The sequence below is a fragment of the Brevibacillus laterosporus DSM 25 genome, from assembly GCF_002706795.1.
Classification (GTDB): Bacteria; Bacillota; Bacilli; order Brevibacillales; family Brevibacillaceae; genus Brevibacillus_B; species Brevibacillus_B laterosporus.
Genome location: NZ_CP017705.1, coordinates 2,141,295 through 2,165,000, shown reverse-complemented (window position 1 = coordinate 2,165,000; position 23,706 = coordinate 2,141,295). Strand labels below are relative to the sequence as shown.

At 40.0% G+C, this 23,706-nt stretch carries 21 protein-coding genes (1 of these 21 cut by a window edge); 8 read left to right on the top strand and 13 right to left on the bottom strand.

Annotated features, from left to right (window positions below; all coding sequences use genetic code 11):
- A protein-coding gene (gene gyrA, locus BrL25_RS10245) for a DNA gyrase subunit A (protein ID WP_018671260.1) crosses the window boundary here: on the bottom strand, positions 1-1,672 show its 5' portion. The gene continues 896 nt to the left of window position 1, outside the view; 1,672 of the gene's 2,568 nt are visible here — the first part of the coding sequence; it begins with the start codon at positions 1,670-1,672; the stop codon falls past the left edge of the window.
- A 220-nt stretch (positions 1,673-1,892) separates the two neighbouring features.
- On the opposite strand from gyrA, the gene BrL25_RS10240 reads away from it, so the two are divergent.
- Positions 1,893-2,618: an N-acetylmuramoyl-L-alanine amidase family protein gene (locus tag BrL25_RS10240; protein ID WP_018671259.1), complete on the top strand. Its 726-nt coding sequence runs from the start codon at positions 1,893-1,895 to the stop codon at positions 2,616-2,618.
- 121 nt (positions 2,619-2,739) lie between these two features.
- Here the strand turns inward: BrL25_RS10240 and BrL25_RS10235 are convergent, their stop codons facing one another.
- Positions 2,740-3,690 (bottom strand): L-lactate dehydrogenase, encoded by a 951-nt coding sequence (locus tag BrL25_RS10235; RefSeq protein ID WP_018671258.1) that lies wholly within the window; start codon positions 3,688-3,690, stop codon positions 2,740-2,742.
- A gap of 218 nt (positions 3,691-3,908) precedes the next feature.
- On the opposite strand from BrL25_RS10235, the gene bioA reads away from it, so the two are divergent.
- Genes bioA through bioC form a run of 6 tightly spaced genes read left to right on the top strand, consistent with a single transcriptional unit; the run spans position 3,909 to position 9,768 of the window.
- A complete protein-coding gene (gene bioA / locus BrL25_RS10230; RefSeq protein ID WP_018671257.1) occupies positions 3,909-5,270 on the top strand; it encodes an adenosylmethionine--8-amino-7-oxononanoate transaminase in 1,362 nt (453 codons plus the stop codon).
- Entirely contained in the window at positions 5,267-5,977 is a 711-nt protein-coding gene (gene bioD, locus BrL25_RS10225) for a dethiobiotin synthase (RefSeq protein ID WP_018671256.1), read from the top strand. The genes bioA and bioD overlap by 4 nt, the downstream gene beginning before the upstream one ends.
- Positions 5,978-6,020: 43 nt before the next feature.
- A complete protein-coding gene (gene bioB, locus BrL25_RS10220) occupies positions 6,021-7,046 on the top strand; it encodes a biotin synthase BioB (RefSeq protein WP_018671255.1) in 1,026 nt (341 codons plus the stop codon).
- Positions 7,015-8,229: an 8-amino-7-oxononanoate synthase gene (gene bioF, locus BrL25_RS10215; protein ID WP_026315124.1), complete on the top strand. Its 1,215-nt coding sequence runs from the start codon at positions 7,015-7,017 to the stop codon at positions 8,227-8,229. Before bioB ends, bioF begins: the two co-directional genes overlap by 32 nt.
- Entirely contained in the window at positions 8,226-8,957 is a 732-nt protein-coding gene (locus tag BrL25_RS10210; protein ID WP_018671253.1) for an alpha/beta fold hydrolase, read from the top strand. Before bioF ends, BrL25_RS10210 begins: the two co-directional genes overlap by 4 nt.
- Positions 8,947-9,768 (top strand): malonyl-ACP O-methyltransferase BioC, encoded by an 822-nt coding sequence (gene bioC / locus BrL25_RS10205; RefSeq protein ID WP_018671252.1) that lies wholly within the window; start codon positions 8,947-8,949, stop codon positions 9,766-9,768. The genes BrL25_RS10210 and bioC overlap by 11 nt, the downstream gene beginning before the upstream one ends.
- 92 nt (positions 9,769-9,860) lie before the next feature.
- Here bioC and BrL25_RS10200 read toward each other — a convergent pair whose 3' ends face one another.
- From BrL25_RS10200 to fabF, 5 genes are all read right to left on the bottom strand, one after another.
- Complete coding sequence (locus BrL25_RS10200; RefSeq protein WP_018671251.1) at positions 9,861-11,777, bottom strand: ABC transporter permease; 1,917 nt, start codon at positions 11,775-11,777, stop codon at positions 9,861-9,863.
- Complete coding sequence (locus tag BrL25_RS10195) at positions 11,764-12,531, bottom strand: ABC transporter ATP-binding protein (RefSeq protein ID WP_018671250.1); 768 nt, start codon at positions 12,529-12,531, stop codon at positions 11,764-11,766. The genes BrL25_RS10200 and BrL25_RS10195 overlap by 14 nt, the downstream gene beginning before the upstream one ends.
- 23 nt (positions 12,532-12,554) lie before the next feature.
- Complete coding sequence (locus tag BrL25_RS10190; RefSeq protein WP_026315123.1) at positions 12,555-13,079, bottom strand: transglycosylase SLT domain-containing protein; 525 nt, start codon at positions 13,077-13,079, stop codon at positions 12,555-12,557.
- Between the two features lie 343 nt (positions 13,080-13,422).
- Positions 13,423-14,412 (bottom strand): tryptophan--tRNA ligase, encoded by a 990-nt coding sequence (gene trpS, locus BrL25_RS10185; protein WP_018671248.1) that lies wholly within the window; start codon positions 14,410-14,412, stop codon positions 13,423-13,425.
- A gap of 182 nt (positions 14,413-14,594) precedes the next feature.
- Positions 14,595-15,842, bottom strand: a complete 1,248-nt coding sequence (gene fabF / locus BrL25_RS10180) for a beta-ketoacyl-ACP synthase II (RefSeq protein ID WP_018671247.1) — start codon at positions 15,840-15,842, stop codon at positions 14,595-14,597.
- Between the two features lie 146 nt (positions 15,843-15,988).
- Between fabF and BrL25_RS10175 the strand changes: the two genes are divergently transcribed.
- Positions 15,989-16,831, top strand: a complete 843-nt coding sequence (locus tag BrL25_RS10175) for a helix-turn-helix transcriptional regulator (RefSeq protein WP_018671246.1) — start codon at positions 15,989-15,991, stop codon at positions 16,829-16,831.
- A 213-nt stretch (positions 16,832-17,044) separates the two neighbouring features.
- Here BrL25_RS10175 and gyrB read toward each other — a convergent pair whose 3' ends face one another.
- The 6 genes from gyrB to dnaA all read right to left on the bottom strand — a co-directional run bounded on the left by gyrB (position 17,045) and on the right by dnaA (position 23,390).
- Entirely contained in the window at positions 17,045-18,967 is a 1,923-nt protein-coding gene (gene gyrB, locus BrL25_RS10170) for a DNA topoisomerase (ATP-hydrolyzing) subunit B (protein ID WP_018671245.1), read from the bottom strand.
- Positions 18,967-19,260 carry an extracellular matrix regulator RemB gene (remB, locus tag BrL25_RS10165; RefSeq protein WP_018671244.1) on the bottom strand — a complete coding sequence of 98 codons (294 nt, stop codon included), beginning with the start codon at positions 19,258-19,260 and terminating at the stop codon, positions 18,967-18,969. Before remB ends, gyrB begins: the two co-directional genes overlap by 1 nt.
- A 10-nt stretch (positions 19,261-19,270) precedes the next feature.
- Positions 19,271-20,389, bottom strand: coding sequence for a DNA replication/repair protein RecF (recF, locus tag BrL25_RS10160; protein WP_018671243.1), 1,119 nt, complete (start codon positions 20,387-20,389; stop codon positions 19,271-19,273).
- Between the two features lie 14 nt (positions 20,390-20,403).
- Positions 20,404-20,622 (bottom strand): S4 domain-containing protein YaaA, encoded by a 219-nt coding sequence (gene yaaA / locus BrL25_RS10155; protein ID WP_018671242.1) that lies wholly within the window; start codon positions 20,620-20,622, stop codon positions 20,404-20,406.
- Positions 20,623-20,653: 31 nt separating this feature from the next.
- Positions 20,654-21,793, bottom strand: a complete 1,140-nt coding sequence (dnaN, locus tag BrL25_RS10150; RefSeq protein ID WP_018671241.1) for a DNA polymerase III subunit beta — start codon at positions 21,791-21,793, stop codon at positions 20,654-20,656.
- Between the two features lie 235 nt (positions 21,794-22,028).
- The gene (gene dnaA, locus BrL25_RS10145; RefSeq protein ID WP_018671240.1) at positions 22,029-23,390 is read right to left on the bottom strand and encodes a chromosomal replication initiator protein DnaA; all 1,362 of its coding nucleotides are present in this window, start codon (positions 23,388-23,390) and stop codon (positions 22,029-22,031) included.
- Positions 23,391-23,706 lie beyond the last annotated feature (316 nt).

The window sequence follows — 23,706 nt, the reverse complement described above, 5'->3', positions numbered from 1 at the left end:
TAAAGAACAAGAGGGTATCGTGTGAGTTAGTGATGCAAAGATGCTCGACAAAATCGTCATCTTTGGTTCCAATTCCTTGAATACCACGTCCTCCACGCTTTTGGCTACGGTAGGTCGTTACTGGTAAACGTTTCACGTAACCACTATGAGTTAAGGAAATGACAACTTCCTCTTCTGGAATCAGATCTGCATCTTCAATCATATCTTCGCCAATCGTGATTATCGTACGACGGTCGTCTCCGAATTTCTCTTTGATGGCGTTCATCTCTTCACGAATGATAGAGTAAATTTTATTCTCATCAGCAAGAATGCCTTTTAATTCAGCAATTTTAGCTAAAAGATCTTGGTATTCTGCTTCAATCTTTTCACGTTCCAGACCAGTTAGGCGTTGGAGACGCATGTCCAAAATCGCTTGAGCTTGTTCATGACTCAATCCAAATCGCTCGATCAAAGCATTGCGTGCTTCTTCTGCCATGCGTGACGCACGGATGAGACTGATAATCTCATCAATATGATCAAGTGCAATGCGTAAACCCTCTAAAATATGGGCGCGCGCTTCAGCTTGACGCAATTCATACTCGGTACGTCTGCGAACAATGACACGTTGATGCTCCAAATAATGGTAGATCATCTCACGTAAATTCAATGTTTTTGGACGTGAATTAACAAGCGCTAGCATATTAACCCCAAAGGTTGATTGCATTTGGGTATGCTTAAACAGATTATTTAACACGACTTTTGGAATAATATCTCGACGAAGCTCAATGACAATACGCATTCCTTTGCGGTCAGATTCATCACGCAAATCAGTTATGCCATCAATCTTTTTCTCACGTACTAATTCTGCAATTTTTTCAACAAGTCTAGCTTTGTTCACCTGATACGGGATTTCCGTTACAATAATGCGGGCTTTACCATTATTCTCTTCAATATTGGTTTTTGCACGCATAACAATGGAGCCACGTCCTGTTTCGTAAGCACGTCGGATACCAGAATATCCCAAAATTTCGCCAGCTGTTGGGAAATCCGGTCCCTTAATGATTTTCATCAGCTCAGCAACAGTAATCTCAGGATTATCGATCATAGCACTAACACCATCAATAACTTCCCTTAGATTATGGGGTGGTATATTTGTCGCCATCCCAACTGCAATACCTGCTGAACCGTTTACTAACAAATTCGGAAAACGAGAAGGGAGAACGGTAGGTTCTTCCTCATGTCCATCGTAGTTTGGTATAAAGTCTACTGTATCTTTATCAATATCCCGAAGCATTTCTAAAGCAATTTTGGAAAAACGGGACTCAGTATAACGCATAGCTGCCGCCCGATCGCCGTCCACAGAACCAAAGTTCCCTTGGCCTTCAACCAGCATGTATCTCATATTGAAATCTTGTGCCAATCGAACCATGGTCTCATAAATTGCCGTATCACCATGAGGATGGTACTTAGCCATTACTTGACCGACAACGTTTGCGGATTTACGGAAAGCCTTATCGGGAGTAAGCCCCATATCATGCATGGCATATAAGATACGGCGATGAACTGGCTTTAGTCCGTCCCTTACATCAGGTAAAGCGCGACTAACGATGACACTCATCGCGTAATCAATGAACGAGTCACGCATCTCTTGGCTAATGTCAATTTTTGAAAACCGAGATGTTTGTTCTGCCATTTTAGGTTACCCTCCAACTCGAAATTACAACGCTTTATTATAACATATAAGTGCGATTTACGTCCAAACGGCTAGAGTGAAAAGGCGATTTATTATATAAATTCCTCTGTTTTCCTCTGAAAGTTCTTCATGAGTTTTTGAATGTAGGGGGATACTTTTACATATCAAATTTCTAACACGATACGTATATCTTGTGCCATAACATAAGGAGGAGAAGTATATGCGTTGGTTGAAGGCAGCCTTGATAGGCCTGCTATTGGTGGGCCTTCTGCCTACTCATGCCAGAGCAATTAGCTCAGAGCATATGCCAATAGAAATCATAATAGATGCAGGACACGGTGGTATAGATGGAGGAACCTCTTATCAAGGAATTTTAGAAAAGGATATTAATTTGCAAATTGCCAAGCTATTGTATAAAGAATTAATGCTAAAAGGATATCAGGTTTTGCTAAATCGTACAGGCGATTATGCTCTAAGTGATGAAAATAAATGGTTACGTTCGCCCTCACGTCATATCCGTGATTTAGCTCAGCGACGACATTTGGCTAAGGAAGTTCGTCCACAAATGCTGATTAGTCTGCATGTTAATTGGTCAAATAGTAAATCTAGTAGAGGTCCGCTTGTCCTTTACCAAAAAAATAATCAAAGCTACATCCTAGCTGATATCATTCAACATCATTTGGATCAGTTGTATAAAACCAAGGGTGAACCAATGCCAGGCAAGACTTATTATCTACTTAAGCAATCGATTTGTCCGACAGTTATTGTGGAGATGGGCTATCTAAGTAACTCGCGTGATCGTCGTTTTCTAGTAAATGAAAAAACACAAATAAAGATTGCTAGAACCATTCAAGAGGCTGTTTCTGAATATATGCTTATTATGAACCAAATTCAAGATCAGGAAACCTGGGATGTGATCGAGGAACCCCAAAAACAACATAAATGAGCAAAAAAACAGGGGGAACAGGAGTGCTACTTCACTTATCAGTAGCCATTCCCGCTCCCCCTACATTTGTTATCCTTGCATAATGATGTTCTTTTTGCTGTACGTTTTCTCCCTTATGGTGCTAAGTAAAGGAGACCGTAGACAATGCCTTCTTCAACACATCCGCAGAATGCTTTAGTTTGGCTTTCTCTTCTTCATTTAACGTAATCTCAACAACCTCACGTACACCACTACGATTTACCACAGCAGGAACTCCTAAATATGTATCATGTAAACCAAATTCCCCTTGTAGAAGAGTGGAGATTGTCAAAATAGAATTTTGATTATATAAAATCGCTTTGGTTAAACGGGCCAAGCTCATTCCAATCCCGTAGTATGTCGCACCCTTTTTCTCAATAATATGATACGCCGCATCACGGACATTTATAAATATCTGATCTAATTCCTCTTTGCTAGGACCTACGCCTTGTTTCAAGCATTCTGTAATCGACTTGCCTCCAATACTGGCCTGACTCCAAACAGGCAATTCCGTATCGCCATGTTCTCCCATGATATAAGCGTGAATACTACGGGAATCCACTTCGAAGGCTCGGCTAAGCAAATAACGAAAACGTGCTGTATCAAGCAATGTTCCAGAGCCGATTACCTTTTCATGAGGTAATCCTGAAATCTTCCACGTTGCATATGTAAGAACATCTACTGGATTACTAGCTACGACAAAAATGCCTTGAAATCCACTATCCATGATACTCGTTACGATCTTATTAAAAATCCTGACATTCTTTTCAATCAGATCCATACGTGTCTCGCCAGGTAATTGATTTGCCCCTGCTGTAATGACCACAAGATCAGCATCCTTACAATCAGAGTAGTCACCTGCCCAAATCTTCATCGGGGAAGTAAACGGTAACCCATGACTTAAATCCATGGCATCCCCTTCTGCCTTATCCTTATTAACATCAATAATAACTAACTCATTTACAATACCCTGATTCAGTAGAGCATAAGCATAACTGGAACCAACAAATCCAGAACCAATCAATGCCACCCGTGAAACCTTACGAGATAACATATATTTCCCTCCCACTACACAATAGCAATATTTTCTCTATTCTATCCTTACTTTATTCACTCTCATTTTTCATCTTCCAGCTATTCTGTTATATTTGTCAAATTTTAATGTGCATCCTTTATCGTTTACAGGAAAAAAAAGCTATGCTATATTTCTAACTATATTTGTAAACCAAATTACAAATTAAGTTTACAAAAGTGAAGGAAGGGAGATTCTACATGATTTCAACACCCAGCTATTCTGAATTAGCCAGCAAAAATAAAAAATACTTGTGGCACCCCTTTACTCAAATGAAGGATTACTGTGAGAATGATCCCTTAATCATCGAGCGAGGTGAAGGCGTTACATTAATCGATGTGAATGGAAAGAAATATTATGATGGATTTTCTTCTATCTGGCTTAATGTACACGGACATTGTGTACCTGAATTAAATCAAGCAATAACCAAACAATTAGAACGAATTGCTCACTCAACTTTACTCGGTATGGCCAATGTACCAGCTATTCAATTAGCGGAAAAACTAGTCGAGATCACTCCAGAAGGACTTACGAAAGTCTTTTATTCAGACTGTGGAGCTACCGGTGTAGAGATTGCCTTAAAAATGGCCTTTCAATATTGGCAAAATAAAGGGATTAGCGGAAAGACTCGTTTTATTACCATGAATCAGGCATACCATGGCGATACAATTGGAGCTGTTAGTGTAGGCGCGATCCCCCTTTATCATCAAGTGTACAAACCACTGTTATTCTCTCCCTACGCCATTCCTTACCCTAATACATACAGGGAAGAAAGAGATGGTGCAGCACTGGAGCAAACGCTTCAATCTTTAGAGAAGCTTTTACAAGACAAGTCGAGTGAAATTGCTGCCATTATTATTGAGCCAATCGTGCAGGGAGCTAGTGGCATGATTGTGATGCCAGAAGGTTGTCTAAAGAAAATCGCTGAGCTAGCTGCTGCACACCAAGTACTTTTTATTGCTGACGAAGTCGCTACTGGCTTTGGACGTACAGGTAAAATGTTCGCTTGTGAACACGAGGACGTTACGCCTGACATCATGGTTATTGCCAAAGGAATTACCGGTGGTTATCTCCCCTTGGCTGCTACTCTAACAACAGATGAAATTTATCAAGGGTTTTATGCGAATTACGAGGAACAAAAAACATTTTTCCATGGGCATTCCTATACAGGAAATCCACTAGGCTGTGCGGTGGCTCTTGCTAATTTAGAACTGTTTGAATCAAAAGGACTGATAGAAAAAGTAGCTGCCGATGCAAAGTGGCTAGAACAGCAATGGCCTGCATTTTTAGAGAGAAAGCATGTAGGAGATATTCGCCAGAAAGGTCTGATGATTGGCATAGAGCTAGTGGTCGATAAACAGGAGCGAACTCCTTATCACTGGAATGACAGAATTGGGGTAAAAGTAAGCCAACGTTGCAAAGAATTAGGCTTATTAACACGACCACTAGGAAATGTAATTGTATTCATGCCTCCACTCTCCAGTACACGCGACGAGCTAATTGAAATGATTCAAATTTTATCTCAGGCGATTATAGAAGTTACAGAAGGTAGAGAAGTATGAGACATACCAATGGCATCTTTATTGCGGGAACCGATACGGAAATAGGTAAAACCATTATTACTGCTAGTTTGGCCGCAGCACTCCTTCATAAGGATATGGATATTGGAGTATGGAAGCCTGTGCAATCAGGAGCACGTGCTGATGATATAAATAGTGACGCCTCACGTATAAAAGCTCTGTCTGGATTAGAAGATGCCCCACATGAGATTGCACCGCTGTCCTTTGTAGAACCAGTCACACCACACTTAGCGGCAATTCGTGAGGGTACTATCTTAACACTACCAGGCATTATGCAGGCTGGCTCCCTTCTTTTTGCTAGGCATAAAAACCTGCTGGTGGAAGGTGCTGGTGGACTATTGGCGCCGTTAACTGACACAGAGATGGGAATTGATTTCATTAAACAGACTGGTTTTTCTGTCCTACTCGTCGCTCGCGGTGGCCTAGGAACGATTAATCATACTCTTCTCTCTATAGAAGCCTTGCGTACTAGAGAAATTCCTATTTTAGGCGTTATTTTAAATCAAACAGAAGCCACACTCTCTATGAAAGCAATCAGAAAAAACGCTGATTACATTGAGGACTTTGGTAAGGTCCCCGTTCTGGGGCTGTTTCCTTATCTTGTGGAGCCATTCACTAAAAAGCAACTTATTGAAGTGATAGAAGAGCATATTCAACTAACTCCTATCCTACGTGAATTTCAAGGTTAATCCTGAAAATGATGAAGTAATACTCTTTAGGGGGATTTGTGCTATGAATACATCAGCTACCAGCTCGACATATGATTGGTCTATTTTAGCTCGGAAATCTATAGCTGGTGAGCTTCTTACCAAGGTAGAAGCTCTCAGCATTTTACAAGCAGACGACGATGAATTATTGCCTATCTTGCAAGCCGCTTATCAGGTACGCTATCGCTTTTTTGCCAAACGAGTGAAGTTAAACATGATCATGAATGCTAAAAGCGGCCATTGTCGGGAGGATTGCGGGTATTGTTCTCAATCAAGTCGTTCGTCTGCACCTATTGAAAAATACACGATGTTAGACAAAGAGACTTTGTTAAAGGGAGCAGAGGAGGCTATCACACGAAAAGCCGGAACCTATTGTATTGTAGCTTCTGGCCGTGGACCAACAGAGAGAGAATTACAACAAGTAATCGAAGCAGTAAAAGAAATCAAGCAAACCTCCTCACTAAAAATTTGTGCCTGTTTAGGATTGTTAAAACCAGAACAAGCCAGTCGCTTAGCAGCTGCCGGAGTAGATCGCTACAACCATAACATTAATACAAGCAAGGATAACTATGCTTCTATCACTACTACTCATACCTACGATCAACGGACCGAGACAATTGAAAATGCAAAAACAGCTGGAATGTCTCCTTGCTCAGGAGTCATCATCGGGATGGGAGAAACGCTAGAGGAAATTGTGGAGATGGCCTATACTCTACGGGCAATTGATGCTGATTCCATTCCAATTAACTTTTTAAATCCAATCCTAGGGACACCATTAGCTCATATAAAACGAAATACGACACGTTTTTGTCTTAAAGTAATCGCCTTGTTCCGCTTTATTTGTCCAACAAAAGAAGTTCGGATCGCGGGTGGACGCGAACTAAATCTTGGGCACTTACAACCTCTAGCATTATACGCCGCTAATTCTGTATTTGTTGGTGATTATTTAACCACAGCTGGGCAAGCGATACATGCCGATCATCAAATGATTGCAGACATGGGTTTTGAAATTGAAGAAAATGCCTTTGCCAACGACCACGTACATGAGTAAATACCCGGATTTACAACAAGAATTAGATGATATGTGTAGTAAAGGGCTTACACGTAGCCTTCGTCCAATGGAACATATAGCTGGGAGCCAAGGGACGTGGATTGTATCAGACGGACAAAAATTACTTAACCTTTCCTCTAACAATTACTTAGGACTATCATATGATCCTCGTGTGCTACATTCATGGGAAATGACATCACAAGCTTTTGGAGCAGGAGGAACCTCTTCCCGTTTAGTCGTTGGCAACCTTTCTTGTTATGACCATACCGAGCAATTGATCAGCCAATGGAAGGAGCGGGAGGCAGCCCTGTTATTTGCAAATGGCTACATGGCTAATCTGGGCTGTATCACTGCACTAGTTGATCGTCATGGGGCTATTTATAGCGATCGTCTTAACCATGCCAGCATAGTAGATGGAACGATTTTAAGCAGGGCAAGCCATTATCGCTACCGTCATAACGACTATGAGCATCTACAGTATCTTCTTCAAAAACATAAGGGAAATCACCGGCGTAATCTAATCGTTACTGATACAGTCTTTTCGATGGATGGCGATAAGGCTGATGTAGAAGAACTGGTAAAAATCAAACACGATCATGGAGTATTTTTAATGGTGGATGAAGCCCATGCAGGCGGAGTTTATGGAAAAACAGGTGCTGGTCTATGCCATCAGTATGGCGTTCATCAAGAGGTGGACATTCTGATGGGAACATGTAGCAAAGCTCTCGGTCTATATGGGTCATATGTATGTGCTGATCAGGTATTAATTGATTACCTAATACATACCTGTCGTCCACTCATTTATTCAACTTCACTACCACCTGCTCTAGTCTCAGCAATTGGTCAATCTGTTGCCATTGTTCAACAGGAGGACTGGCGCCGAAAGGAACTCTACAGAAAAAGCAAACAATTCCGCACGAAGCTACAACAGGCGGGTTTGCTTGTCCCTTCTGGAGATTCGCCCATCGTGCCTCTTCTACTTGGTGATAATCAGACAGCAATCGAATATAGCAAACGTTTAGAACAGGCGGGGATTTTAGCTGTAGCTATACGCCCCCCAACCGTTCCTGAACATTCAGCACGAATCCGCTTTTCTCTCATGGCGACACATTCAGATGAAGATGTAGCTTGGGCAGCGCACCAAACCATTCAGACAGCAATGGAACTTGGAGTGATTACATGAAAATCAATGAAACTATTCTTTGGATACCAGGTTGGGGAATGTCTTCTTTTATTTGGGATAGATGGCAACAAAGCTTACCCGAGTATAATCATGTTTCAGTCGATTTCTCTCAAATGGACTCTCCTTCTGCTTTTTATCAAAAAGTGGAAGAAGCCTATTTTGGAAATTATCAGGAAATCCCCTCTCCTGTCTTCGTTGTTGGCTGGTCATTAGGTGGAATGTTAGCACAGCGTCTTGCTGCTACCTTCCCCGTTATAGGCCTTGTCCTTATAAATACAACTGCACGTTTTGTCCGTGATCAAATAAAGGACCAGCTAGGTTGGCCAACAACTTCTCTTATTCGTATGAAACGATCTATTACGAGGAATCGATATGAAGTGCTAGAACACTTTTATAGAAGTATGTTTCCTACATCAGAGGAAGAGCTTGCGCATGAAAAAAGCCGTATCTTACTTCAGCGTTGTAATTGGACAGAAGACGCTTTGTTAGCTGGGCTTGACATTTTACTTTTAGAGGACTGCCGCCCACTCTTAGCTAATATACATTGTCCTTGTCTACTCTTCCATTCTTTCGATGACCCGGTTATTCCTTATACAGCAGCACTGGAAATGGCAGAATCTATTCCAAACACTACACTCCTTTCACCTGATTACCAGGGTCATTATCCATTCGTATCTGATTCTTCTTATGTAAGTAACGAAATAAGGAGGTTTATTCGTGCCAAATAAACTGCACATCCAACAACGATTTAATCTGAAAGCCAGCTCCTATGATCAACATGCAATTGTGCAAAAGCAGATGGCCGATCAACTACTCCAATCGTTTCAAAGTAAAATTTTCTTCTCTCAAGCACTGGAGATTGGTTGTGGAACAGGATATCTAACTCGGAAAATGTTGGCTCACCCTCACTCATTACGAAACTATACTGCTCTCGATTTAGCAGACAAAATGCTACTCCAGACAGAACAAGCGATTCGAGATAATAAGCAATCACTCATCCCAGCATCACTTCAATTCGTATGTGCTGATATTGAAGAGTGGGTAAAAACCGCCCCTGATTCAAGCTATGATCTGCTACTCTCCAATGCTTGCTTTCAGTGGCTCCTATATCCACAAGAAACCCTCACTCACTTGCACAGAATTTTGCAGCCTGAGGGTCATCTGTTATTTTCAACATTTGGTCCTCTTACTTTCCATGAACTACAGGACTCCTATAACGCAACGTACGCTAACCTGGGAGAAAAAGCTCGCCGACACATTCTTAGCTTTGATAGCTCTACAACATGGACTTCTTTTTTAAAAAACGCTGGTTTTCAAAACATAAAAGTCCATACTTATTCCATCACACTTTATTACTCAACCGTTATCGATTTTTTACGGTCTATTAAAGAAATAGGAGCCACTGTTTCTTCCCCTACTCTTGGCCTAGGAGATAGACGATTTCTAATACCAATGATGAATTATTACAAAGATACTTTTCAGCAAGATCAAGGAATACCTGCTACCTATGACATTTTCTTATTCACGGCTCAATGTTAATTCGCCTATCTGTCATATTTACTAGTAAAAAAGCAGAACCTCAGGCTCATCTCCCTGAAGTTCTGCTTTTCGTATTAAGGAATAGCTTATTTTTACGATTTATTGTGATCCAAGACAATTTTGCTGTAGGAACGAACAGTCATAAAATAGTATCCAACATAGATAACCAGATACACTCCCATACTAACCAACACAGGTGTTAAGATGTTCATTCTAAACATTGCCGACATGGTGTTAAGTGCAAACAAGCTATGAGTAATACCTAACAGGAGCGGCCCCCCAAAAATAAAGGCTATCTGTTTACTAATCGCCTCTTTGCTCTCACGTTTCGTAGCACCAATCTTGTGTAGAATTGTATAGTACTTCTTGTCACTATGGGCTTCTGTGAGCTGTTTGAAGTAAATGATCGAGCCTGTTGCGAGCATGAAGACTAACCCAATAAATCCACCAATAAAAATCATTACCCCTGTCGTTTCCATCAGAGCTTGATATTGGGTGTAAAAATCTTGTAGTTCCTTGCGCTCCGGCATCACTTTACGTAGGTTTGCAGACAGTTCACTAGCTTTATACTGATTTTCAACATTAATGTTTTTGATCAAGTAAGACTCCCCAAACTGTTGAGCTTCTTGATAGTCAGCATCGGATACTACAAATGTAGTTTTTCCTAAATTACTTAATGCCGCTTTCTTAGCACCTACCAAGGTCAAGGTTTTTACTTGATCTCCTAGTTTGTAGGACACTTGATTGTTAAGGATATCGCTATGAAACATTTCATCATAAAAACCATCTGCCATTACCACTTCGCCTGATTTTACCTCTACAGACTCCCGATTCATAGCTTTAGCCAACTCGTTATATTTAGATTGACCTAATAAATATATACCCTCTGAGGTGCGATATTGTAAGGAAAAGCTGGCTTTCTTCTCATCTTCTGTCTTTACAACGGTATAAGGCACTTCCATTTCCAATTGGATTGGATTCTTATCCTTTGCATTTGCTAAGGCTTTTTCCACCTCGTTATTCCAGTCCTTACCGTCCTTATGATAGGAATAACTATATGGATTGCTTTGAGCCGTTACATCATTGACGTTGAAATAGAAGGTTGCTGCTGTTCCAACTGCACAGATCGTAATCGTACTTACCACGGTAATAGTAGCAAGAGCAGTGGCATTTCCTTTAATGCGATATAACAATTGACCTTTACTTACCATATTTAATCCATTGTAGAAGGAACGCTTATTTTTACGCGCCCGCTTAAAGTAAAAAATAAGGAAGTAATGGAACAATATATAAGTTCCTAACACAGTACCACCAATGATATAAAAAGCAATTAAAACATCAAAGTAATTCATGAAGTTAGCTGCTAGGAAATAGGCAGAACCAATCAGAAAAACAGAGAAGAGTGCTAGAATAACAGAACCCTTCGGAACCGATTCCCCTTCTTGCTCAGCACGAAATAGCTCAATTAATTTAAAACGATAAATTAATATATAGCCCTGTAGCGACGTAAAGAGAATTAGAACAAAAAACACTGTAGCTGTTTGTGTAATCGCCTCTAATGGAATTTCGAAGTTTACCTGCATATCAATATTCATTAGATAAACTAGTAGGGACAAGAAAGCTTTCGATAAAAAGCCACCCAGAATAATTCCTATGATTAAGGCTCCGATTCCTAAGAATAGGTTCTCAAAAAATAGCATCATTCCAACCTGTCTTTTTCTAACCCCTAGTAAGGAATAGAGACCTACTTCCTTTTTCCGTTTGCGTGTAAAGAAGCTATTTGAATAGACCATAAATATAGCTACAAACAGTAAGAGCAAACCACTAGAAAATTCAAATGCTTTTTTTACATATGGATCCCCACCGCTTACTTCAGCAATTTGCGTATTAAATTGCAAGGACATAAACGTGTAGTAGATAACAATACTGAAGATCATGGAGACGAAATAGATTAGATAGCTTTTCATGTTTCGTCTCATATTGCGTAAAACGAGATTAAATAGCGTCACTCATATCACCCCCAAGCTCAGCCAGCACATCCATAATGCGTTGGAAGAACTCTTTTCGAGTTTGTGTGCCTTTTTTTAATTCCATTGAAATTTTTCCGTCTGTAATAAACAAAATTCGTTCACAGTAGCTTCCTGCATTTGCATCATGAGTAACCATTAAAATAGTCGCTTGTTCTTCTTGATTTAATGTCTGTAAGCATTGCAGCAAATCAGCAGATGATTTGGAATCAAGGGCCCCAGTAGGTTCATCTCCGAAAATCAGGCTTGGATTAGTTACAATCGCCCGAGATGCAGCACAACGCTGTTTTTGTCCCCCTGAAATCTGGTAGGGATACTGCTCTAAAATGTGTTCAATTCCAAATCTTTTGGCAATATCATCCACACGTTTATCGATTTCCTTTGCCTTCACCTTTGTTAAGGCTAATGGTAGTGCTATATTCTCACGTACTGTTAACGAGTCCAACAGGTTGTAATCTTGAAAAATAAAGCCTAGCTTCGTTCGACGGAACATCGCCAATTTGTCTTCCTTCATTTTGACAACGTCACTTCCATCTATCAGTATCTCGCCAGATGTAGGTGAATCAATCGTAGAGATAATATTAAGTAACGTAGTCTTACCTGCACCTGATGGTCCCATGATTCCAACAAATTCACCTTGCTGTACATCGAAACTAACATGATCTAATGCTGTATAGCTATTCGTCTTTCCTCCGTATATTTTGGAAGCATTCTTTACTTGCAATACTTTTTGCATGTCATATCGTCCCTTTCCGATGATTATTTGAATAATCGTTGGTATTTCTCATATTTTTTCTGAATCTCTTCATACGCTGTTTGAAATGTTTTATCTTGTTTAAACTGGGCATCTTTGTTTCGTAATAAAAAAGCACGAGTAATCTCTTTCTGTGTTTTGCCTGCCTTTTCCCAGTGGCTTATCATAAAGGCGCCCATGTGAATCGCATGATCAGGATTGGCTAGCATACTGGGTGTAAACTGTTTCCACCCCATAATCTCAGCGAATACTTGAGCCGAAGTATCTTTTAAAAGGATCAATCCATTTAACTGATTTGGCTGATATTCTTTGTTTTTAAAATTTGTTTCATAGGAAATTAAAGCGGCTAGTAATGCTGGATCAGAGCCATATTGTTTGGAATAGGCTAGTATCTCTTTTTCATAAGGAACGTTGTATTTCAAAGTCTGATACTTATAAAAGCTAGCCCCTGAACCAATGATTGCAGCAAGTAAAACCAAAAAAATAATGGATATAATACCCATCCTTATCTTTCTGTGTTCGTGTCTCATTATGTCTCACCCTCGCTTCCCTTCATAAGCTCATAGGTGAATGCGAAATATTGCTTCGCGATCATATGTTTATTCTATAAATCACTTGGTTTAATTCCCATCGGTTTAGCTTTCATCAATCTTACATTTTTGTAAGGGATCAATCCTATTCACATAGGCAATCGAATGCGTCGAAGGTTGGTATAAATTGCGGTTTATGTTACTTTTGTTTAGTTATAATTAAATTGTTTCACGTGAAACTTACTTTATATCACGTAAGCTTTCCCGAGTTAACATTCTTCGACAAAAATAAAAAGAGCCATTCTCAAGTAAGAGAAATGGCTCTTCTACTATTGCTTTACGCTTAGATTCGTAATAATCCCATTGCATCTTTTACACGATTGCATGTTTGTTCTGCAATCACACTTGCCTTTTCAGCACTATCTCGCAGAATTTTGTCCAATTCTGCTACATCGTTATACTCATTAAAACGTTGCTGAATCTTACCAAGCTGCTCGGTTACAACCTCTACTAGGTCTTTTTTCAATGTACCGTATCCTTGCCCCTGATAACGTTCTACTAGCGATTCAATCGATTCATCAGCAAACATACTATAGATTGTCAGCAAATTAGAGATACCTGGCTTATTTGTTTCATCAAAAGCAATGGAATTCTCGGTATCGGTTACTGCCCGCATAATCTTTTTCTTAAATACCTCTGGGGTTTCCAAAATAGCGATGCGACTCGCTTCACTCTCAGCTGATTTCGACATTTTTTTCGTCGGTTCGTCGAGAGCCATGATACGTGCCCCAAATTCCTGAATTCTTGGCTCTGGAATGACAAAGGTCTCACCATACTTATTGTTAAAGCGCTCTGCAATATCACGAGTTAACTCAATATGTTGCTTTTGGTCGTTCCCAACAGGTACATGGGTTGTATCATACAATAAGATGTCAGCAGCCATTAAGACCGGATACGTAAACAGACCAACATTGACGTTTGCCTTTCCTTCTGCTTTATCTTTAAATTGCGTCATACGATTTAGTTCGCCCATGTAGCTAGCACATTGTAACAACCAGCCAAGCTCAGCATGTTCTTTTACATGTGACTGAATAAATACAGTGGCTTTCTTAGGATCAACGCCGCATGCTAGATAGATTTGAGCGATTTCACGTGTACGTCTGCGTAGCTCTTCTGGATCTTGAGCAACTGTAATCGCATGCATATCTACTACGCAATAAAAAGCTTCTGCATCTGGCTCATGCTGTAATTCTACAAACTGCTTAATTGCACCTAAATAGTTACCTATTGTTAGGTTCCCAGATGGTTGCACCCCTGAAAAAAAACGTTTCAATGTATCCACCTCTCTACTTTTAACAGAAATAAATCTTGTCCTGATTTTATTTTCGTTTTTCCTTACATAAATTATAGCATGAGAGGGTTTTCTTCCGATAGTTACGTCTTCGTTTATTAGAATTAGTATCATTTCAATCAAAAAAGCTACCAGTTATTACTCCATTGATAAGATAAGTAGACCTAGCACTGGTTTGAATCCCATGCTTGAAGGACAATAACTGCATTATGTCCACCAAACCCAAAGGAATTGGACATTCCTACTCTAACTTCTGCTTTACGGGCTTTATTAGGAACATAGTCTAAGTCGCAAATAGGGTCTTGTTTTTCTTGGTTGATAGTGGGTGGGATAATGCCTTCTTGCAGACTCTTTATCAACGCAATAGCTTCCACTGCACTGGCTGCCCCTAGCATGTGTCCGGTCATTGATTTATTGGCTGTCACAGGAATCTGATAAGCCTTTTCTCCAAAAAGTTGTTTGATTGCCATCGTCTCTGATCGATCACCAACCTCGGTACTGGTAGCATGAGCGCTAATCACATCGACCTGCTCTGGTTGAATTCCAGCTTCTTGTAAAGCTAGCTTCATAGCTTGGTAGGCGCCTTTTCCTTCTGGATGAGTAGCTACAATGTGATATGCATCAGAACTTGCTCCGTATCCCATAACCTCAGCATAAATACGGGCATTTCTTTTTTTCGCATGCGATAAGGATTCGAGAATCAAAATACCCGCTCCCTCAGCCATAACAAACCCATCACGATCAGCATCAAATGGTCTACTTGCCTTTTCTGGCTGATCATTTCGAGTAGACAATGCAGTGGCATTTCCAAAGCTAGCAACAGCTAATTCTGTAATGGCCGCTTCTGTACCTCCCGCAACAACTATATCAGCTCCACCCGATTTGATCAGGCGCATCGCTTCTCCAATAGCTGTATTTCCGATTGAACAAGCTGTTACAGGAGACATACTTGGCCCCATCGCCCCATACTTGATGCTAATCATAGAAGCCGCCATATTGGCGATCATCATGGGAACTAATAATGGACTCACACGATCAGGCCCTCTATCCTTTAGTACCTGTTCTTGATCCATCATGATTTGAATACCACCAATGCCAGAACCAACATAAATACCTAAACGCTCTAGGTCAATTTCTTCGAGTACAAGACCAGAGTCTTCTAGGGCCTGCTCAGCAGCTACCAAAGCAAACTGACTGAAGCGATCCATACGGCGTGCCTCTTTACGTCCAAAAATGGATTCTGCATCAAAATCCTTAACTACCCCAGCAAACTTGGTTTTATGCTTGCTAGTATCAAATGTATCTATATATGAAATTCCGGATGTACCTTGTACTAAATTGCTCCAAAAGCTCTCTACATCATTTCCAATCGGTGATACAACACCCATACCAGTAATAACTACTCTTTCCATAGGCACTCTCCTTTACATACACATTTGGAAATGTTTCAATTTCTTCTTACTATCTATCTTGGCAAAGCCTTTATCCTATTACAAGTTGTTATTTATCCTAGTATAATTAGTACCAGTATAAGAAGACACTAAGGATGGATTATAGAATGAATAAAAATGCCAGACTTCAAGCACTTTCTACCTTTTTAAAAAATCAAAGAGCGAAGATTTCTCCCGAGTCGGTTGGCCTTGTTGCAGGTGTACGTAGAAGAACGCCAGGGTTACGTAGAGAAGAAGTAGCACAGCTAGCTGGCGTAAGCACCACCTGGTACACCTGGCTGGAACAGGGACGTGACATCACCGTTTCAAAATCAGTAGTAGACGCTATTGCTACAGCCTTACAACTAACAGTAGATGAGCAGAAATATCTACATTCGTTAGCACTTGGAGCTGGGGCTGTTCTTTCAAAAAGAACGGAAGAGATAACGGAAATCACTCCTTCTTTACAAAAAATTTTACAAGAACTACGCTTTTGCCCCACAATCATCTCGGATAGCAGAAGTCATATTTTGGGCTGGAATGAAGCAGCTTCATATGTATTTTTAGATTTTAACCAGATTCCGTACGAAGAACGCAATTTACTAGGCTTGGTGTTTACTAGAAAGGAATTGCAGCGGTTGGCTGTTAATTGGGAGCATTTCGTTAGTGGCTTTTTATCTATCTTTCGAGCCTCTTATGGGCAATATGTCGAGGATGATTGGTATAGTCAATTCGTAGAGAAAATGAAAACCGTCCATCCTGATTTTCAGCGATTGTGGGAACAAAGTGAGGTCAGCTCCGCCCCAGAGGTTTACATTGAATTTAGACATGCTAAGGCTGGCAAGATGTTATTTCATCTCACCTCCTTGCAGGTTCAGGGTAGTGCTGACTTACGCTGTAGTATTTATACTCCTGTACCGCAATCTACGACAGAAGCTAAGTTAAGAAAACTGATGAAGGAGGTTTTATAAACTATTTTTTTGAGTAACGATAAAAACACGATATGGGGTAAATAAATTGTAAAAGGGGAAGCTTAACCAATGAGTAAAAAAACAGGTAAGGATGTATCAAAAACATGTTGATTACAAAAGAAAAGCTTGCCCAGTAAAGGACAAGCTTTTCTACCTTACTATGAAACGTATTTGAATCTATGCGACCCACACCAATTCTGGATGAAGCCCACATTAAATATCCAAATTACGTACGTTACGAGAGTAGCTTTCAATAAAGTCACGACGCGGCTCTACTTCATCGCCCATCAGAGTTTGGAAGACCATATCTGCATCAATAGCATCTTCTAGTTCTACTTGTAGCAAAGTACGAACGGAAGGATCCATTGTTGTCTCCCACAATTGCTCTGCATTCATTTCACCTAATCCTTTGTAACGTTGAACGTTAGGTTTAGGAGTCTCTTTTAGCTGGCTTAGGATTTGGTCGCGTTGGCGATCATTAAAGGCATAGTGCATATTTTTTCCTTGCTTAATACTAAAGAGTGGCGGCTGTGCAATATACACAAATCCAGCTTCAATTAGTTCACGCATATAGCGATAGAAGAAGGTTAACAATAGCGTGCGGATGTGAGCACCATCGACGTCGGCATCTGTCATGATGACAATTTTATGATAACGCGCTTTGCTGATATCAAAGTCTTCACCAATACCTGTTCCCAGTGCAGTGATGATCATCCGAATCTCATTGTTACCTAGAATTTTATCTAGTCGTGATTTCTCTACGTTTAATACTTTACCACGCAATGGTAGGATCGCCTGGAAATGACGATCACGTCCCATTTTGGCAGAACCACCCGCAGAGTCACCCTCTACGATGAACAATTCGCTCTCAGCTGCATCTTTGGAAGAACAGTCAGCTAGCTTACCCGGTAGAGCACTTACTTCCAAGGCATTTTTACGGCGAGTCAGCTCACGCGCTTTACGAGCTGCTTCACGTGCTCTAGCAGCCATCAGGGACTTCTCTACAACCTTTTTGGCTACAGCAGGGTTCTGTTCCATAAACTCTTGGAATCGCTCTACAAAGACCGATTCTGTGATGCTACGAGCTTCTGAGTTCCCAAGTTTGGTTTTTGTTTGTCCTTCAAATTGCGGTTCAGAAATTTTAACGGAGATAATCGCTGTAATTCCTTCACGTACATCATCACCGGACAAATTTTGATCTTTTTCTTTCAAGAAATTAAATTTACGGCTGTAATCATTAATTACGCGAGTTAAGCCTGCTTTAAAACCAGCTTCGTGTGTTCCACCCTCATGCGTATTAATATTATTGGCAAAAGAATAGATGTTGCTTACATAGCTATCATTGTATTGAATAGCTACCTCTACCTGCAATCCATCCTTTTCGCCTTCACAATAGATCACTTCATCATGCAAGCTTTCACGGTTTTTATTCAAGAACTCTACGTAGGATTTAATTCCGCCTTCATAATAAAAATCTTCACGGCGTTCTTGACCCTCGCGCTGGTCCTCTAACGTAATGCGCAAGCCTTTATTTAGGAAAGCTAATTCACGTATACGTTTTTGCAACAATTCATATTCGTATGCAGTTGTTTCCGTAAAGATAGTTGGGTCTGGTTTAAAAGTAATCGAGGTACCAGTTATATCTGTTTCACCAATGATCTTCAGTTCTTCTTCCGGCGCACCAACATTAAAACGCATGGAATAAATGTTTCCGTTTTGTTTAACTGTAACAGTCATCCATTCGGAAAGAGCATTAACAACAGAGCTACCTACCCCGTGCAAACCCCCAGACACCTTATATCCGCCACCGCCAAATTTACCGCCAGCATGTAGAACGGTTAGAACAGTCTCTACTGTTGATTTCCCTGTTTTTTCATGAATACCTGTAGGAATACCACGCCCATTATCAATAACGGTGATCGTATTATCTTTATGAATAAATACGTTAATTTCCGTACAATAACCCGCAAGTGATTCGTCGATAGAGTTGTCTACAATCTCCCATACCAAATGATGCAGACCTCGACTGCTAGTAGAACCAATGTACATACCTGGACGTTTACGTACCGCTTCTAAACCTTCCAGTACCTGTATCTGACTAGCATCATAGTTTTGATCTTTAGTTGTTACATCCACTACTCAGTCAACTCCTTACTATCAGTTTGTACAGGGGGAAACAGCTCACTGTGCTGTATAAACTGTGCACGTTTTTTCAAAGTAAGCGAAGAAATGGGCGAACAGTAAATAGCACGATCCGTAATTACGTAGGATTTAATCTCTTCCGACTGCTGATCAATCAGGCGTTTTTCTTTCTTCTGATCTCCCATAAATGCAAGGGATATCTTCGAGTGTTTGACCGTTTGATGATCGATGATAGAGATAACCTCCTTCATACTAACAACCGTATCTCCTCCCACGTGCAGAAACATACACTTCACCTTACCCTTCTTTGGAAATGGACCCCTCTTGCACATTAAAGCGAGTTGCTTGCTGTAAGACCTGATGCTTTAATCCTTCCACACCTGTTGTCGTTACAAACGTTTGAATTTTATCTTGTATCGTTTCAAGTAATAATGTTTGTCTATGTTCATCCAGTTCTGACAAGACATCGTCAAGCAAAAGAATCGGGTATTCCCCAACTTCTTGCTTGATTAGCTCAATTTCAGCTAATTTCAAAGACAAAGCCGTTGTTCGTTGCTGGCCTTGTGATCCAAATGATTGTACATCCATCTCGTTTACCAAAAGGGAGAAATCATCGCGATGAGGTCCAATTAACGTACTACCTCTCATTTTTTCCCGTTCAAAGATCTCTTCATAAGCAGCCAGTAGCGATTGAAGAGCTTCTTCCTCTGACATCTCCTTGGTAACAGGAGAGCTATTTACATAATGCAAGCTCAGCTGCTCTTTACCATTGGTAATTCCAGCGTGGATCTCTTGAGCCCATTGCTCTAATTTGGTAATAAACTCAAAACGCTTCTTTAATAATTTTACAGTTAAATCAGCTAATTGTGTATTCCAAATTGCCATCAGGTCAATCTGATTACTTTTTTTCATGGCTAAGTCTTTCAATAGCTGGTTTCTCTGTGCTAACACTTTATTGTAATTGCTCAAGTGGTAGATATAAGTTGGAGAAACCTGACCGATTTCCATGTCCAAAAAGCGTCTTCGCTGGGCTGGGGCCCCCTTTACGATTGCTAAATCCTCTGGCGCAAATAACACAACGTTTAGGGAACCGATATAGTTGCTCAATTTTTTCTGCTCTAAACCATTAATTTTAGCCTTTTTACCTTTATTGGTCAACTGCATCTCTAAACGAACAGATCCGTAGCGTCGATTGACTTCACTACGGATCGCCGCATAATCTGCATTCCACTTAATCAGTTCTTTATCTTTAGATGTTCGGTGGGATTTCGCCAGAGCAAGTACATAAATAGATTCCAATGCATTAGTCTTGCCCTGCGCATTATTCCCGACGAATAAATTAATAGGTCCTGTAAAATCCAGTGAAAGCTCTCTGTAATTTCGATAGTTAGCCAAAAACAGATTACGTAAGAACAAAGGGCTTACTCCTCTCAGCGTACAGCCACTTGATAAGAGCCGTACCCTTCAATAACCACTAGATCATCTGGATATAGCTTACGACCACGGCGGTTTTCTTTTTCTCCATTTACCATAATGGGAACCTCAGCTAAAAAAGGCTTAGCCATTCCACCCGTATCAATTACTGAACTTAGTTTTAAAAACTGTCCAAGCGTAATATATTCTGTAGAAATGTGAACTTTATCTGCCATGTTGGAAAACTCCTTTAGGGGTGGCTACCTCTTAGTACGTACGGACTGGCAAGATTAGATGTAGACTCCAATCATGATCAGTAGGTCGAATAATAAATGGGCTCATGGCCCCAGTAAAGTTAGTTACAATCTCAGAGCTGTCAATGGAACGAAGTGCATCAATCATAAACTTTGCATTGAAAGAGATTTTTAGTTCCTCCCCAGTGCATTGTTTTGGCTGAATCGTTTCCGTTACCTTTCCAATTTCTGGTGCGTTAGATGAAATTTCTACATTTCCATCTGGTAGTGTTACCAATTTTACCACATTGGTCTTCCCTTCACGACTTAATAAGGAAGCACGCTCAATGGATTGTAAAAATTCCTTGGTTGATAAAACAATCTCGGTTTTACAGCCCTGTGGAATAATACGATTTGTATCTGGATAAGTTCCCTCTAACAGACGGGAATAGAACAAGATATGATTTGATTTTACTAAAATTTGATTATCAGCTACAACGATATCAACCAAATTTTGATCATCATCTATAATCTTTACCAATTCATTACAACTTTTACCCGGTACGACAATATTATAGAACCGTAGGGATTCCGAACACTCTACTTTCGCATTGCGAGAAGCAAAACGGTGGCTATCTGTCGCTACAAATTTTAGTATTCCCTCTTCTAGCGTCCACATAATCCCTGTTAAGATTGGGCGCATTTCAGAAGAGGCAACTGCAAAGGATGTTTGACGAATCATTGTTTTTAATAAATCGCTTGGGATACTAAAAACTTTATCCTCCTCTAATTGAGGTAATTGAGGATATTCGTTGGCATTTAAACCATTAATCGTAAATTCGGCTTGACCTGAGCGAATTAATGTAAGTAATCGATCATCTACGCTAATGTCAATTTCATTGGCAGGTAATTTACGTACAATTTCACTAAAAATACGTGATGGTAGCACTATGCTACCTGGTTCATGTACAGTAACTCCCCAATTTTCTCCCTCTTCCAATGGAACATGTACCTCAATAGAAATATCTGAATCACTACCAGTTAATGTTAACCCTTCTTGATTTGCAGTTAACTTAATACCTGTCAAAATTGGAATTGTTGTTCTGGTTGATACAGCTTTGGCAACATGTGAAACAGCAGTTGATAGTTTGTCACGTTGAACTGTAATTTTCATTATACCTTACCCCCGTATACAAGGATTTGTTATACAAAAGAATCATGCATATTTCCGTATGCTGTATGCATATATAGTAAGTAATCTTTTATATTAAAAAATAGTAATAGTAGTAATAGGCCCTGTGGATTTGTGGATATCCCCAAAAACCGCTGAAAAGTAAAGCCTATACACATGTGGATAAGTTGTGTATAGGCTTTTTAGGTTATTCACAAATGTACACAGAAATAATAGTTTAATGGCCAGCCTTCAATTTTTCAATAAGTGTTTGGATGGTGACCTGCAATTGAGGATCAACTGCTAATGACTTCGAGATTTTTTCATGGGCATGGATAACCGTTGTATGATCACGTCCACCAAATTCGTCCCCGATTTTAGGGAGTGAGGCATCGGTAAGCTCACGAGATAGATACATAGCTATTTGTCGTGGAAAAGCAACGGATTTTGTCCGTTTTTTGGCTTTAAAATCTTCTAATTTTAACGTGTAAGCTTCACCAACTGCACGTTGAATATCAATAATCGTTATGATTTTTGGCTTAGAGGAAGGAATAATATCCTTTAGAGCCTCAGCTGCCAATTGTGTATCAATATCACGATTAATCAGAGAAGAATAAGCAACAACGCGAATTAAAGCACCTTCTAACTCACGTATGTTGCTATCAATCTGGTTAGCAATATAGATCATGACCTCATTAGGAATATCTAGATTCTCCGCTTTGGCTTTCTTGCGCAGAATTGCAATTCGAGTTTCTAAATCAGGCGGTGAAATATCTGTAATCAAGCCCCATTCAAAACGGGAACGCAATCGATCCTCCAAAGTAGGAATTTCTTTTGGTGGTCGATCGGATGAAATGATGATTTGTTTGCTTTCTTCATGCAATGCGTTAAAGGTATGGAAAAATTCTTCTTGCGTTGATTCTTTTCCAGCCAAAAATTGAATATCATCTATAAGCAAAACATCTACACTACGATATTTATTGCGGAACTCAACCGCTTTATTATCGCGAATGGAGTTAATAAACTCATTCGTAAATTTTTCAGATGATAAATAGACCACTTTTGCAGATGGATTATGCTGAATGACATAATGACCAATCGCATGCATTAAATGTGTTTTTCCAAGACCTACACCACCATAAATAAACAGTGGATTGTAAGCTTTTGCAGGTGCTTCAGCTACAGCGAGTGAAGCTGCGTGGGCAAAGCGGTTCCCCGAACCAATTACAAATGTGTCAAATGTATACTTCGGATTTAAGATACTGGGCGGTTGATCGTCGCCAGCTAGAGGTTGAGATACTAATTTCGCTTTCGCCATAGGTAACTCATCAGTAAGACCGAAATCGGGATTTTGGGGAACGACAAACTTCACCTTCATATGGATGCCTGTCGTTTCATATAGCGTTTCTATGATAAGTGGTGAATAGCGAGATTCTAGCCAATCACGAGCAAATTCATTTGGAGCGACTACAATCAAAGAATCTTCCTCTAATGCAGTTGCCTTTGTCGCCTTCAACCAGGTGTCGAAGCTAGGCTTGCTTAATGTTTTCTCGATTTTAGCTAAAACTTTTCGCCATAATTCAATAATAGTTGCGTCCACCTAGTAAATCCCTCCTTTCAGCACTACACAGGCATTGTGGATAAATAAAAATGCTAAATCATATGTCATCACGGAATCCCGTACCTTCTGAGAAAAAAATAAGACAATTATCCGCATAGCTGTGAGTATCTTATTCACAATGCAGAATATCTGTCCACAACCTTATCCACATGCTGTGGAAAAGTAAAAATCTGATTTCACTTATCAACGGATCAAAACAAAAACATGATATCAAATAAAAGCCATGATATCAATGGTTTTTTAATAGTTATCCACAAACACAACAAATAGTGGCCTTAATATATCAACACCCCTA

Coding starts and splice junctions, on each gene's coding strand:
- BrL25_RS10240 (WP_018671259.1), top strand. CDS start 1,893: ATGCGTTGGTTGAAGGCAGCCTTGATAGGCCTGCTATTGGTGGGCCTT.
- BrL25_RS10235 (WP_018671258.1), bottom strand. CDS start 3,690: ATGTTATCTCGTAAGGTTTCACGGGTGGCATTGATTGGTTCTGGATTT.
- bioA (WP_018671257.1), top strand. CDS start 3,909: ATGATTTCAACACCCAGCTATTCTGAATTAGCCAGCAAAAATAAAAAA.
- bioD (WP_018671256.1), top strand. CDS start 5,267: ATGAGACATACCAATGGCATCTTTATTGCGGGAACCGATACGGAAATA.
- bioB (WP_018671255.1), top strand. CDS start 6,021: ATGAATACATCAGCTACCAGCTCGACATATGATTGGTCTATTTTAGCT.
- bioF (WP_026315124.1), top strand. CDS start 7,015: ATGCCTTTGCCAACGACCACGTACATGAGTAAATACCCGGATTTACAA.
- BrL25_RS10210 (WP_018671253.1), top strand. CDS start 8,226: ATGAAAATCAATGAAACTATTCTTTGGATACCAGGTTGGGGAATGTCT.
- BrL25_RS10195 (WP_018671250.1), bottom strand. CDS start 12,531: ATGCAAAAAGTATTGCAAGTAAAGAATGCTTCCAAAATATACGGAGGA.
- BrL25_RS10190 (WP_026315123.1), bottom strand. CDS start 13,079: ATGAGACACGAACACAGAAAGATAAGGATGGGTATTATATCCATTATT.
- fabF (WP_018671247.1), bottom strand. CDS start 15,842: ATGGAAAGAGTAGTTATTACTGGTATGGGTGTTGTATCACCGATTGGA.
- BrL25_RS10175 (WP_018671246.1), top strand. CDS start 15,989: ATGAATAAAAATGCCAGACTTCAAGCACTTTCTACCTTTTTAAAAAAT.
- remB (WP_018671244.1), bottom strand. CDS start 19,260: ATGTTTCTGCACGTGGGAGGAGATACGGTTGTTAGTATGAAGGAGGTT.
- yaaA (WP_018671242.1), bottom strand. CDS start 20,622: ATGGCAGATAAAGTTCACATTTCTACAGAATATATTACGCTTGGACAG.
- dnaN (WP_018671241.1), bottom strand. CDS start 21,793: ATGAAAATTACAGTTCAACGTGACAAACTATCAACTGCTGTTTCACAT.